The organism is Bradyrhizobium sp. 187 (genome assembly GCF_023101005.1).
Classification (GTDB): domain Bacteria; phylum Pseudomonadota; class Alphaproteobacteria; order Rhizobiales; family Xanthobacteraceae; genus Bradyrhizobium; species Bradyrhizobium canariense_D.
Genome location: NZ_CP064693.1, coordinates 1,999,494 through 2,012,915, shown reverse-complemented (window position 1 = coordinate 2,012,915; position 13,422 = coordinate 1,999,494). Strand labels below are relative to the sequence as shown.

At 65.0% G+C, this 13,422-nt stretch carries 12 protein-coding genes; 1 reads left to right on the top strand and 11 read right to left on the bottom strand.

The genetic code is table 11. The annotated features are described in order from the left end of the window. The 5 genes from IVB19_RS09610 to IVB19_RS09590 are packed head-to-tail and all read right to left on the bottom strand — an operon-like array spanning nt 1 to nt 6,557. Entirely contained in the window at nt 1-1,461 is a 1,461-nt protein-coding gene (locus IVB19_RS09610) for a form I ribulose bisphosphate carboxylase large subunit (RefSeq protein ID WP_085352576.1), read from the bottom strand. A gap of 31 nt (nt 1,462-1,492) precedes the next feature. After that, complete coding sequence (gene fba, locus IVB19_RS09605; protein ID WP_018456185.1) at nt 1,493-2,578, bottom strand: class II fructose-bisphosphate aldolase; 1,086 nt, start codon at nt 2,576-2,578, stop codon at nt 1,493-1,495. Between the two features lie 14 nt (nt 2,579-2,592). Then, a complete protein-coding gene (gene tkt, locus IVB19_RS09600; RefSeq protein ID WP_018456184.1) occupies nt 2,593-4,614 on the bottom strand; it encodes a transketolase in 2,022 nt (673 codons plus the stop codon). A gap of 16 nt (nt 4,615-4,630) precedes the next feature. Next, entirely contained in the window at nt 4,631-5,506 is an 876-nt protein-coding gene (locus IVB19_RS09595) for a phosphoribulokinase (RefSeq protein ID WP_018456183.1), read from the bottom strand. A 13-nt stretch (nt 5,507-5,519) separates the two neighbouring features. Then, nucleotides 5,520-6,557 (bottom strand): class 1 fructose-bisphosphatase, encoded by a 1,038-nt coding sequence (locus IVB19_RS09590; protein WP_018456182.1) that lies wholly within the window; start codon nt 6,555-6,557, stop codon nt 5,520-5,522. Between the two features lie 121 nt (nt 6,558-6,678). Here IVB19_RS09590 and IVB19_RS09585 point away from each other — a divergent pair, with 121 nt between their 5' ends. Then, entirely contained in the window at nt 6,679-7,650 is a 972-nt protein-coding gene (locus IVB19_RS09585; protein WP_018456181.1) for a LysR family transcriptional regulator, read from the top strand. Between the two features lie 257 nt (nt 7,651-7,907). On the opposite strand, the gene IVB19_RS09580 is transcribed toward IVB19_RS09585, so the two are convergent. From IVB19_RS09580 to IVB19_RS09555, 6 genes are all read right to left on the bottom strand, one after another. After that, nucleotides 7,908-8,117: a hypothetical protein gene (locus tag IVB19_RS09580; RefSeq protein ID WP_018456179.1), complete on the bottom strand. Its 210-nt coding sequence runs from the start codon at nt 8,115-8,117 to the stop codon at nt 7,908-7,910. Nucleotides 8,118-8,255: 138 nt separating this feature from the next. Next, on the bottom strand, nt 8,256-8,666 hold the full coding sequence (locus IVB19_RS09575) for a hypothetical protein (protein WP_026233102.1): 411 nt from the start codon (nt 8,664-8,666) through the stop codon (nt 8,256-8,258). 136 nt (nt 8,667-8,802) lie between these two features. Then, on the bottom strand, nt 8,803-9,996 hold the full coding sequence (locus IVB19_RS09570; RefSeq protein ID WP_018456177.1) for an MFS transporter: 1,194 nt from the start codon (nt 9,994-9,996) through the stop codon (nt 8,803-8,805). Between the two features lie 52 nt (nt 9,997-10,048). Continuing rightward, nucleotides 10,049-10,669, bottom strand: coding sequence for a TetR/AcrR family transcriptional regulator (locus IVB19_RS09565; protein ID WP_039799656.1), 621 nt, complete (start codon nt 10,667-10,669; stop codon nt 10,049-10,051). 1,042 nt (nt 10,670-11,711) lie between these two features. Then, a complete protein-coding gene (locus IVB19_RS09560) occupies nt 11,712-12,593 on the bottom strand; it encodes an N-carbamoyl-D-amino-acid hydrolase (protein ID WP_247821344.1) in 882 nt (293 codons plus the stop codon). Between the two features lie 233 nt (nt 12,594-12,826). Continuing rightward, a complete protein-coding gene (locus tag IVB19_RS09555) occupies nt 12,827-13,261 on the bottom strand; it encodes a hypothetical protein (protein WP_018458810.1) in 435 nt (144 codons plus the stop codon). Nucleotides 13,262-13,422 lie beyond the last annotated feature (161 nt).

The window sequence follows — 13,422 nt, the reverse complement described above, 5'->3', positions numbered from 1 at the left end:
TCAAACGGTTTCGAGCGCGGTCGGCACGAAGTCCGGCGTGTCGGTGGATTCATAATTGAAGGAGACGTCCTTCCAAACCTCAAGTGCAGCTTTCAGCGGCGTACAGGTCTCGGCCGCCCTGGCCAGGATCTCCGGTCCTTCGTGGACGTAGTCGCGGCCCTCGTTGCGGGCGAGGATCATCGCTTCCAGCGCCACACGGTTGGCGATCGCGCCGGCCGCGATGCCCATGGGATGGCCGATGGTGCCGCCGCCGAACTGGAGCACGACGTCCTCGCCGAGCAGGTCGAGCAGCTGGTGCATCTGGCCGGCATGGATGCCGCCGGAGGCGACCGGCATCATCTTGTTCAGGCTCGCCCATGACTGGTCGAAGAACAGGCCGTGTTCGAGCTTGGCCGGGTTGAAGTCTTCGCGACAGACATCGTAATAGCCGCGCGTGGTGTTGGGATCGCCTTCGAGCTTGCCGACCACGGTGCCGGCATGGATGTGATCGACGCCGGCGAGCCGCATCCACTTGGCGATGACGCGGAACGACACCCCATGGCTTTTCTGCCGCGTGTAGGTCGAGTGACCGGCGCGATGCAGATGCAGGATCATGTCGTTGCGGCGCGCCCATTTCGCCATCGACTGGATTGCGGTGTAGCCGATCACGAGATCGATCATGACGATGCAGGACCCGAGCTCCTTCGCGAACTCGGCGCGCTCGTACATATCCTCCATGGTTCCCGCGGTGATATTCAGGTAGGTCCCCTTGGCCTCACCGGAGGCCGCCTGCGCCCGGTTCACCGCCTCCATGCAATAAAGGAAGCGGTCGCGCCAGTGCATGAACGGCTGCGAGTTGATGTTCTCGTCATCCTTGGTGAAGTCGAGCCCGCCCTTCAGCGCCTCGTAGACCACGCGACCGTAATTGCGGCCCGAGAGGCCGAGCTTAGGCTTGACGGTCGCGCCGAGCAGCGGCCTGCCGAACTTGTCGAGCCGCTCGCGCTCGACCACGATGCCGGTGGCCGGTCCCTGGAACGTCTTCACATACGCGACCGGGAAACGCATGTCCTCCAGCCGCAGCGCCTTCAGTGGCTTGAAGCCAAATACGTTGCCGATGATCGAGGCCGAGAGGTTGGCGATCGAGCCCGGCTCGAACAGGTCGAGGTCATAGGCGATGTAGGCGAAGTACGAGCCCGGCGTGCCCGGCACCGGATCGACGCGGTAGCATTTCGCGCGATACTTCTCGGCGGCGGTCAACCGATCGGTCCACACCACCGTCCAGGTCGCGGTCGAGGATTCGCCGGCGACTGCGGCTGACGCCTCGATCGGATCGACGCCCTCTTGCGGCGTGACGCGGAACAGCGCGATGACGTCGGTGTCCTTGGGCACGTAGTCGGGCTCCCAATAGCCCATGCGCTTGTATTCCATCACGCCCGATCGATATCTTTCCTTGCCGCGGACGGTTCCTGCATGTGCATTCATGGCTCTCTCCTGCTCTTCTCTCTCTGAATGATTAGGCCGCGACGGGCTCGCGGGCGTCGACGCGCGGATCGAGATCGCCGGCGCGGTAGCGCCGCGCCATCTCGCTCAAGGGAACGACCTTGATACCGCTGGCGTGGCCTGCGGTGCCGAACTGCTCGAAGCGCTCGCGGCAGAGCTCGCGCATCGCATCCATGGCGGGCTTGAGAAATTTGCGCGGATCGAACTCGGAGCGCGTTTGCGCGGCCACTTTCCGGAACACCGCGGTCATTGCCAGCCGGCAGTCGGTGTCGATATTGACCTTGCGCACGCCGCTCGTGATGCCGCGGACGATCTCCTCGACCGGCACGCCCCAGGTCTGCGGCATCTCGCCGCCAAACTGGTTGAACATGTCCTGGAGGGGCTGCGGCACAGAGGAAGAGCCGTGCATCACGAGATGCGTGTTCGGCAGCCGGCGATGAATCTCCTCGACCACCCGCATCGCCAGAATGTCGCCGTCCGGCTTGCGGCTGAACTTGTAGGCGCCGTGCGAGGTGCCCATCGCGATCGCGAGCGCATCGACTTTGGTGGCGCGGACGAAGTCGACCGCCTGGTCGGGATCCGTGAGCAACTGATCATGGCTGACCGTGCCTTCGACGCCGTGACCGTCCTCCTGCTCGCCGCCCCCATGCTCGAGCGAGCCGAGCACGCCGAGCTCGCCTTCGACGGAGGCACCGACCCAATGCGCGAGATCGACGACGCGGCGGGTGATCGCAACGTTGTAGTCGTAGTCGGCCGCGGTCTTGGCGTCGGCCTTGAGCGAGCCGTCCATCATCACCGAGGTGAAGCCATGGGCGATCGCGGACGCGCAGGTCGCCTCGTCATTGCCATGGTCCTGGTGCAGGCAGAGCGGGATGTCTGGATAGGTCCGCTCCAGCGCATCGATCATGTGCGAGAGCATGAGGTCGCCGGCATAGCTGCGCGCGCCGCGCGAAGCCTGGATGATGACGGGCGCGTCGACCTCGGCCGCCGCCTGCATGATCGCGATGCCCTGCTCCATGTTGTTGATGTTGAACGCCGGCACCGCGTAGCCGTGACTGGCGGCGTGGTCGAGCAGCTGACGAAGAGTGATACGGGCCACGACAAATCCTCCTGTTATTGCTTGCCGGCGCGGGCCATCGCCCGCCGGGCGGCTTCCGCAACGCCTTGCGGCGTGATGCCGAATTCGCGGTAGAGCACCGGGGCCGGCGCCGAAGCGCCGAAGCCGCGCATGCCGACGAATTCGCCCTCGGTGCCGATCCAGCGGTGCCAATCGCCGACGACTGCCGCCTCGATGCCAACCCGCGGCGCGGTGCCGAGCACAGCGGCGCGGTAATCCTCCGGCTGCTCCTCGAACAACGCGAAGCAGGGCGCGGAGACCACGGCCGCACGGACGTGCTCGGTAGCGAGCAGGCGGGCCGCCTCCAGCGCAATAGACACTTCCGAACCCGTTGCGATGAGCGTCACGTCGCGGCCACCGTCCGGCGAAACGATCAGATAGGCGCCGCGTGCGACGCGGTTCCTCCCGCGGACATCGCTGCGGAAGGTCGGCAGCGCCTGACGGGACAGGCACAGCACGGAGGGACGATTTTCAGCTTGGAGCGCGCAGTCCCATGCTTCCAGCGTCTCAACCGCGTCGGCCGGCCGGAAAACAAGCAGGTTCGGAATGACGCGGAGCGCTGCGAGATGCTCGACCGGTTGGTGCGTGGGGCCGTCCTCACCGAGGCCAATGGAGTCATGGGTCATCACATGAATGACGCGGATCCGCATCAAGGCCGCAAGGCGGATCGCCGGCCGGCTGTAATCGGAGAACGCGAGGAAGGTGCCGCCATAGGGAATGAAGCCCCCGTACAGCGCGAGGCCGTTCATCGCGGCCGCCATGCCATGCTCGCGGATGCCGTAATGGATGTAATCGCCGGCGAACGCGTCGCGCTTGACCGGGGTCTGCGCCTTGGCATGCGTCAGGTTCGAATGCGTGAGATCCGCCGAGCCGCCGACAAATCCGGGAATCGTCTCGGCGATGCCGTCGAGCACCTGTTGCGACGCCTGCCGCGTCGCGAGCTTCGGACGCTCGGTGGCAAAGCGCTCGCGCAATTTCGCCGAGGCCTGGGCATAGGCGTTCGGCAGGGCAACCGCCTTGCCCTCGATAAACAGGTCGCGCTGCTCGGGCGTCGCGCATTCATAGCGATCGAGCCAGGCGAGACGCTCGACCTGCCCGCGCTGCCCGATCATCCGCCATGCTTTCAGGATCGTGACAGGCACCACGAAGGGCTGATAGTCCCAGCCGAGCGTTCGCCGCGCCGCGGCCGTCTGCTCCGTGCCGAGCGGCGCGCCATGCGCCTTCTCGGTGCCCTGACGATCCGGCGCGCCGAAGCCGATGATGGTGCGGCAGGCGATCAGCGACGGTCTTGTGCTCTCACGCTCCTCGGCAATCGCCTGCGCAACTGCTTCGGGATCGTGCCCGTCAACACCGCGCACCGACCAGCCGGAGGCAGCGAAGCGCGCGAGCTGGTCATCGGAGGTCGCAAGCGAGGTCGGGCCGTCAATGGATATGCCGTTGTCGTCGAACAGCACGATCAGGCGGCCCAGCCCGAGATGCCCGGCGAGCGAGATCGCTTCCTGGCTGATGCCTTCCATCAGACAGCCGTCGCCGGCGATGACGTACGTGAAATGATCGACGAGGCCGTCGCCATGTTGCGCATTGGCCATGCGCTCGGCGAGTGCCATGCCGACCGCGGTCGCAATCCCCTGCCCCAGCGGACCGGTCGTCGTCTCGACGCCCGGCGTATGGCCGTATTCCGGATGGCCCGGCGTCTTCGAGCCCCATTGCCGGAACGCCTTGATGTCATCGAGGCTGACGTCGCCGCCGGTGAGATGGAGCAATGCATAGAGCAGCATCGAGCCATGGCCCGCCGACAGCACGAAGCGATCGCGATCCGGCCAATGGGGGTGAGCCGAGTCGAACTTCAGGAAGCGCGAGAACAGCACGGTGGCGACATCGGCCATGCCCATGGGCAGTCCGGGGTGGCCGGACTGCGAAGTCTCGATGGCGTCGACCGCGAGGAAGCGGACGGCGTTGGCGAGATCGCCATGCGATACCGCCGTGAGGTCAGCGTCGGCGTGGACGGAGATGTTCATCGGATCCTCCCCTCGTTCACTTCAGGTTTCGCTTACGCTCGATCAGCTGCATGATCAGCGGCGTCAGGATCAGCTGCATCGCAAGATCGAGTTTCGCGCCGGGACACACGATCGAATTGGCACGCGACATCCAGCTTTGCGGCAGCATCGAGAGCAGATAGGGGAAGTCGATGCCGCGCGGGTTCTTGAAGCGGATCACGACCATCGACTCGTCCGGCGTCGGGATCCAGCGCGCGATGAACGGATTGGAGGTGTCCACCGTCGGCACACGCTGGAAGTTGATGTCGGTCTCGGAAAATTGCGGGCAGATGTAGTGGATGTAATCGGGCATCCGCCGCAGAACGGTGTCGGTAACGGCCTCGGTCGAATAGCCTCGCGCACTGCGGTCGCGGTGCAGCTTCTGGATCCATTCGAGATTGATAACGGGCACGACGCCGATCTTGAGGTCGGCATAACGCGCGACGTTGACCTTGTCGGTAACGACAGCACCGTGCAGGCCCTCGTAGAACAGAAGGTCGGAGCTCTCCGGCAGCCGTTTCCATTCGGTGAAGGTGCCGGGTGCGGCGCCATGCAGCGCGGATTCCTCGGCGTCGTGGACGTAGTGCCGCGTCGTCGCCGTGCCGGTCTCGCCATAGTCGCGGAACGCCCGCTCCAGCTCCTCGAACAGATTGGTCTCGGGGCTGAAATGGCTGAAATGCCTGTTGCCGCGATCGGCCTCCTTCGCCATCTGCGTGCGCATTTCCGCGCGATCGTAGCGATGGAAGGCGTCGCCTTCGATGTAGGCGGCGTTGACCCTCTCGCGGAAGAAGATCTGCTCAAAGGTCTTCTTGACCGACGTGGTGCCGGCGCCGGAAGAGCCGGTGATGGAGATGATCGGATGCTTCCTGGACATCGGGGCGCCTCGCTCAGAGCCGGAAGAAGCCGCGCCGCGCGAACAGCGGTGCGGAGACGCTGGCGACCAGCAAGGGATCGCAATGCAGTTCCTCGACGCGCTGCACCTCGTTGTTCGAACCCATGATCAGCGGCACGCGTTGATGCAGGCTCTGCGCCGAGAGTTCGAGGATACGCTCGCGCCCGGTCGAAGCCGAGCCGCCGGCCTGCTCGACGATGTAAGCCATCGGATGCGCCTCGTAGACGAGGCGCAGGCGGCCGTCGCCATAGCCAGGCCGTGCATCGGAGGGATAGAGGAACACGCCGCCGCGGGTAAGGATGCGATAGGCCTCGGCCACCAGCGAGCCGACCCAGCGCATGTTGAAATTGTGGTTGGCCTGCCCTTCCACACCGGCGAGGCATTCGTCGACGAAGGCGCGCACCGGCTGTTCCCAATGCCGGCGGTTCGAGGCGTTGATCGCGAACTCCTCGCAGGTCTCGGAGATTTGCACGGCGCTACGCGCGAGACGGAAGCAACCGGACCCGCGGTCAAGCGTGAAGATGTCGACGCCCTCGCCGAGCGTCAGCACCAGCGAGGTCTGCGGGCCGTAGGTGACGAATCCCGCCGCGAGCTGCGCCGAGCCGCGCTGATGGAAGGCGAGCGCGAGATCGTCGGGCGCGGGCAGGATCGAGAAGATCGTGCCCACGGTCATGTTGATGTCGATATTGGAGGAGCCGTCGAGCGGATCGATCGCGACGCAGATCTTCGCCGCGCGGTCACCGATCTGCGGTTCACGCATCTCCTCCGACGCCAGTGCCGCGATCGGCAGCTTGCCGAGACAGCGGCGCAGGATCGCATCCGCCTGCACGTCGAGATCGCGCTGCACGTCACCGTCGCTGTTGCGGCCGGTGGTCAGGCCCGACGCATCCGCAAGGTCTCCCGTGGCGATAAGATCGGCGATCTCGATCGCGGCCGCCGCGATGGCATCGACCGCGGCCGCTACGGCCAGCGCATGCGGCGCCGTCTCGGAATACCGCTGAAGGTGGTCGTCCAGCCTGAGTTGCCCGGTCATCTGCGTCCATCCCTTTGCAGGCGCCGCATCCAGTTCCCTCCTCGCTGGGAGGTCGGTGCGGTCAGTGCCAACAACGACGAGATTGACAGAGGCGGCTTAATAAGGAAAATTTCTATTCATAATGAGCGCTAAAGAATTATCTTATAATGTCCATTCGGCGGCACAGCTCCGGCATCTCACGATCCGGCAGCTTCGCTCGCTTGCGGCGCTCTCGGCAAAAGGCAGCGTCACGGCAGCCTCGACCCAGCTCGGCCTGACGCAGCCGGCCGTGACCCAGCAATTGCGCCAGCTGCAGGATCTCGCCGGACTGCCGCTGCTGCAGCGGACCGGCGACGGCATGCTGCTGACGGAAGCCGGCAAGGAGGTGCTGGCGCTCGCCGAGCGCGTCGAGGCCGCAATCGCGGACTGCCAGGGTTCGCTCGACCTGCTTGCGGGGCGAACCGGCGGCACGGTGCATCTCGGCGCGGTCTCGACCGCGAAATATTTCGTGCCGCACGCGATCGCGGCATTCTCGAAGCGGTATCCGAAGATCGAGATCAAGCTCACGGTCGGCAATCGCGAGGAGATCCGCGGGGCCATGCACGGCTACGACCTCGACTTCGCGGTGATGGGTCGGCCACCGGCCGATGTCAGCGTCGACGTCCGGCAGCTCGGGCGCAATCCGCACATCATCGTCGCGCGCAAGGGGCACTGGCTGGAGAAGGATTCCGGCCTCAACCTCACCGACCTCGTGCACGAGACCTTCCTCACCCGCGAGCCCGGCTCGGGGACGCGGACACTGATGGAAGGCATGTTCCAGAGGTCGGATCTTGAGCCGATCATCGGCATGGAGATGAGCAGCAACGAGACCATCAAGCAGGCGGTCATCGCCGGGCTCGGCATCGCCTTCATCTCGGCCCACACCGTGGCGCACGAGCTCACCGAGGGCCGGCTGATCGTGCTCGACGTCGCGGGCCTGCCGATCGTGCGGCAATGGTACGTGATCCGCCGCAGCGACAAGGTGCTGTTGCCGCCGGCGCAGGCGATGTTCGATTTCTTGGGATCGGAGGGGTCGAACTATCTTCCCGACGTGCCCGAATTCGGCGCGCGATAGCCCGTCGAAATTCAGCCCATCAGCTTCATCGCGACCGTAGCCGCGAGAATGACGATGATCTGGAGCAGGCGCTCGGTCGTGAAGATGCGGTTGAAGGTGGTCATCGCTTGCCCCGGCCGAATTGGGATGTCTCGGTCGGGACGTTGCTAGCACAGACGGGCGACGAGATAACTCCGTAATCGCCCCGTGTTTTCCGTGCACGACCCGACGACCGGCCCTTCGGCGGGCCTGCGCAAGGCCGCGCCGATGGTTAACGATCAGGCCGCGCGTGTAGGGGCGTAGTCCATCCGCGCGGCGAAATAGGCTTCCAGCTCCAGCAGCGCCCGCGCTTCCCAATCCTTCGCCTGCTCGAGCAGCGACCAGCTCTGGTCCGGGCGGAATGCAGCGGTCTGGCGATAGAGCGATGCGATACCGCGGTAGCGGCGCACGTTCTCCAAGATGGCGTGACCGGTGATTTGGCCGTTCATGTCCGAAAACTCCCTCGTCATTCCCGAGGGAGAAATTGCGGCCAAATCTTTTTCGAAAAGTTAGCGCCGCACAGCAAGCGTGCGAATGGTTTCCGGACTGTTGCCCGCGCGCAACGTGCGCGGCCGCACAAGGCCGATCTATTGCGAATTCGTCGCCGCGCTCTCGCCCCGCGGCTTCAACCCACCGCGGCTGATGATCTCGCGGCAGAGATCGGCAAGGCCGATCACCAGCACGGCGAGCAGGCAGAACAGCTTGATGGAATCGGCATGCGCGCTGGTCAGCGAATTGAACTCGAAGAAGGGCGGCATGAATGCCCACCATACCAGCGGAATGGTGAGTAGTGCGGCGAACGCCGCCGCCGGTGCGCCCGCAATAATGCCGAGCACGAACAGGCTGGGCAGGAACGCCGCGAAATAGAGTTTTGCGCCGAGCGCGACACAGCCGCCCTGGAGCGCAGCCGACATTGCGACAACGATGAATCCAAGCAGAAACGCCTGCCACGACCATGGTCGTACCCGCGGTACGCCAACCAGCCCCGCACGCCTCATCAGCCTCCCCCTGCCGCCCGTTAACCAGGCTCGCTTGCGACCAAAGTACTACAGCGGCAGGGAAACTGCGAGGTGGAAATTGCCGACCCGGCGGCCTTGGTAAACGGGCCGGATCGCTAATTGGAGCAACCAGCCCCTACTCGGTGGCCGCATAGACCAGGCCTGCGACGGGCAGCGCGAGGCCAAAGGCCGATGCGAGCGTCCAGCCGCCTTGTGCAAACGCCCACGCGCCGACCGCCGAGCCCGCCGCGCCCGCGGTGAAGAAGGTCGCCATGTAGAGACCGTTCAGGCGGCTGCGGTGCTCATGCCCCAGCGCGAAGATCGCGCGGAAGCCGAGCACGACGTTGCCCTGCACGCCGATGTCGATCGCGATCGCAGCCACGACCAGGCAGGCGAGGTTCAGCACCGATCCGGGCGCGCCGACATGCGTAATCAGGAATCCTACGGCCGCGAGTAGCAGCGCGACCAGCGTGGCCATGCGGCTATGGCCGCGATCGGCAAGCCGTCCCGCGATCGGGGCTGCGAACACGCCGGCGACACCGGCAAGCGCGAACAGCGCGATGCCGCGCTGGGTGAAGCCGAATTCGCTCGCGAGCAGCAGCGGCGTCACGGTCCAGAACAGGCTGAAGGCGCCGAACAGGCTGGCCTGGTACAGCGCGCGGCGGCGCAGCAGCGGCGTGGTCCGCACCAGATGGAGCATCGACAGCAGCAACTCGCCGTAATGCATCCGCGCGACCGGCCTGCGCTTCGGCAGCGTCATCCAGAGTACCGCTGCGAGCACGATCATCAACGCGGCCGAGCAGAAGAACACTGCATGCCACGACAGCATCGCCGTGACGAAACTCGACACCGGCCGCGCCAGCATGATGCCGAGCATCAGGCCGGTCGAGACGTTGCCGACGACGCGGCCGCGAATGGCTGCCGGCGCAAGATGCGCCGCATAGGGAATGATGATCTGCACCGCGACCGAGCCGAGTCCGATGAACAACGCGGCGATCAGGAAGGGCAGCGCGTGGGACGCGAACCCCGCGGCGAGCAGGGCTGCCGCGCCGAGCGTGATGACGGAGCAAATCAGGGTACGGTTCTCGACGAGGTCGCCGAGCGGGACGATGAAGAGAAGCCCCACGCCGTAGCCGATCTGCGTCATGGTGACGATCAGTCCCGCCGCTTCATGCGACAGGCCGAGCGCGGCGCTGATCGGGGCGATCAGCGGCTGGGCGTAATAGATGTTGGCGGCGACCATGCCACAGGCCGCGGCAAGCACGAAGGTCAGTCGCTGCGACACCGCATCCGGATCCGGCGCGGTCTCGATCGTGGCATTCATCGTCATTCACAGGCTCTCCAGATATCGGAAACGGTCGTTTCCTAATATGACAAAAAATTCAGGCGAGCAGCTTCATCGCGACGGCGACCAGGCGCTTGCCGTCGAGCGAAAGGCCCGCCTTGCCGACCACGCGCAGGCCTTGCGTGATGCAGATCATCAGGCGCGCGGTGTCGGCGGCGGCGACATGGCGGGGAATCGAGCCGTCGGCCTGCCCCTCGCGAATGAGGCCGGCGATGAAGCCTTCGTTGGTCTCGAGCCGCGCGCTGACGAGGGCGGCGACCACCGGATCGACCGCGGACAATTCGACCGCGCTGCCGACCACGAGGCAGCCGCGCCGCCCCTCGCTGCCCTGGGAGTGCTCTACATACGACAGCAGCATGTTGCGCAGCCGCTCGCGGCCATTGTCGCCTTTTGCCGCCGCGCTGCGCGTCTGCTCCTGGCGCAGCGCGGCGTAGCGCTCGAAGGCGGCGAGAAACACCGCATGCTTGTCGCGAAACGCCTTGTAGACGCTGCCGGTCGCCAGCCGCATCGCCGCGGTGAGATCGCCGATCGAGGTGGCATGATAACCGCGCTCGGAAAACACGCGGACGGCCCTGTCGAGCGCGGTGTCCATGTCGAACTCCCGGGGACGGCCAGGCGGACGGCCAATGGGCGGGGATTTGCGAGCCGCTTTTTGCATTGCAGGATAATAGGGAATGTTTGTTTCCAAACAAAGACACTTGGTTGTGATTGGGGCGGTAGGGCCACTAACTCCGGCGTCGCCCCTGGCCAAGGCCAGGACCCATTATCCCAGGGAAGGGGTTGGGCGGACATTCGTTCGGTGGGATTGATATCGCCTTAAATCGATAGACCTCGCGGTATGGGTCCTGGCCTTCGCCACGACGACATTTGAGGTTGTTATGCCTGACTGCCGGGCATCGCCACGGCGCAGGCCACATCGCGGTCCTGCGCACATTTCAACTTGCAGACATGCCTTCTCATCCTCGCGGCTGATTCCGCCCGAGCTTTGCTTCGTCGCTTCACCCTCTTGTCCAAGAGGGCGCAGGGAAGGCCGGGTGCCGGCTGGCACCCGCGGTCCGCTGCGCGAAAAGCACACGCAGAGAGAACCGCACAGCAGCATACAGGTGTAGCCAATCACTCGGCCTTCCCTGCGCGATGGTTGGACGGCTTATGCCGTGCTCTCCCGGGAGCCGAGTTCTCTTTGGCCTCCCTCGTCCTCGCAGAAGTCACCGGCACCCGCGCCGGTTGACGCAGATGCCGCATCCGCAAGAGCTTGACCGTAGCAACGACGGCCAGGACCACACGGTTTTGCCGTACGCACGGCTCGCCATTTCGCCGCAGTTTTCCCAGCCCTGTCGACGGAGCCGGAAACTTACAGACGAGACGAAGCCTAGCAGCGCCGCTCGTCGGCACGCAGCCTTGGGCTCACGGAGAGCAATCCGCCCTGCCCTTAGCCTCTCGCACCCGAACGCTGCCGCGTCCACCGCAAGCCCGGCTCGCGAACATGACGACCACAAGATCGCCCCTCAAGGATGAGCCGGGATGGGCGACACATACGCCCTTTCCGAATTTCGGTAAAGCGGAATATTTTTGTGAGAGCGGATTGACACGGGGGCGACACAGCAAGGTCCCGTAGCCCGGATGAGCGAAGCGACATCCGGGGTCTTGCCACAAGCGACAGCGGTCCCGGGTGTCGCTGCGCTCACCCGGGCTACGAGAGCTCACCGCTTCGTTCGCACCGGCGTTCCGTCGGCCATGAGTGTCACTCCCTTCCGTTCGACAATCATCCCGTAGGCGTGCGGCTGACGGTGAACGTCGAAATTGAAAGTGGTGCGCTTGTAAGAATTGCAGAGATCGAGATCGCAACGGGCGAGCGCGATCTCGTCCCCCTTGGTCGTGCATCGCGAGATGATCTCGCCGGAGGGCGCGATGACGCAGCTTCCGCCGATGTGGTCGACGCCCTCCTCGACACCCGCTTTGGCGACGCCGACCACGAAGGTGCCGTTCTGGTAGGCGCCGGCCTGCATCACCAGATGATTGTGGAACAGCGAGAGATCGTCATGCTCGGGTGCGGGCGGATTGTGCACCGGCGTGTTGTAGCCGATCATCACCATCTCGACGCCCTGCAGGCCCATCACCCGGTAGGTCTCGCTCCAGCGGCGGTCATTGCAGATCGCCATCCCCATCACGCCGCCAAAGGCCTCGGTCACGCCAAAGCCATCGCCTGGATCGAAATAGCGCTTTTCCAGATGCTGGAATTCGCGCCACGGCTCATGCTCGGCATGCCCGGGCAGATGAACCTTGCGATATCTCGCGACGCCAAGATAAAATCCGATGCCGATCTCGCGCGCGAGATCGAACAGGCCTCTTGTCTCCGGCCCCGGCATCTCGCGCTCAAAGAAGCTGTCGATCTCAGCCTGATCCTCGAAATACCAGCGCGGAAAGAACGCGGTCAGCGCGAGCTCGGGATAGACGATCAGGTCGCAGCCGTTGGCCTTCGCCTGGCGCATCAAGGCCATCAGGCGCGCCACGACCGCGGTTCTCGTCTCGGTCCGCGCGACAGGGCCAAGCTGGCCGGCTGCGATCGTCACAAATCTCGTCACGAATCTTTCCCTCGTCCGCTTCCCGGGTCAGGTCGCGGCAGAGACTATCGCGCGATGCGCCGCGCGCACAGCCTCGCTGTCCGGCACGGTGCCCAACCGAGAGGCAGCCCGACCGTCACGTGGAAAGTACCGAGAACAGATAATCTCGCAAACCCCCGCTCGTGCTGCTCAGGCGATCGAGCATGGGCAGCTACACGCCTACCGGGGGGAAGATGCATCTCACGGAGCGCGACTTACCAACCCGCCGATGCAGGTTCGTTGAAGAACATCGTCTGATCGCGCGCCGCCATGCGCGAGGGCTGGCGTCGACGGTGCCTCTCCGCACTGCGCTTGTTCGAAACGGTCCGAGCTGCTTGCTTCGGCGTCGCATCAGGCTGCGCCACCATTGCAAAAGCTTGGCGGGGCCTCTCCTGCGTGGGCAGCGCGTCGGCGACGGCAGGCGCGGGAGTCGGCGGAACCGACTCGGCTTTGGACAGCGATATTTGCCGTACGCTGGTGTCGAGGACGATCTTCTCAGGCCAGGTTTGCGCGGAATGAACGCGCACAATCGACCGATCTGGCTCGGCCGGCGCGGCGGCGCTCACGGGGGCGGTCATGTACCGGTCGGCGAGGAAAAGGAGGGCGAGCAGAGCGCCGCCGGTGAAGACGAAATAGCGGATGAGCGGCATGGGTCCCTCGATCGCCTCGTTGTCGAGGCCCCTGCAGCAACGGGAAAGAGTGGCAATCGTTCCGGTGCGCTGTCGAGCAATCGCGGGAGACGCTCAGCCGCCCACTGGCATTCCGCTTGCTGCACGGGAGTCAAATCCCTCAGACCCGCAGTGGGTCTGTC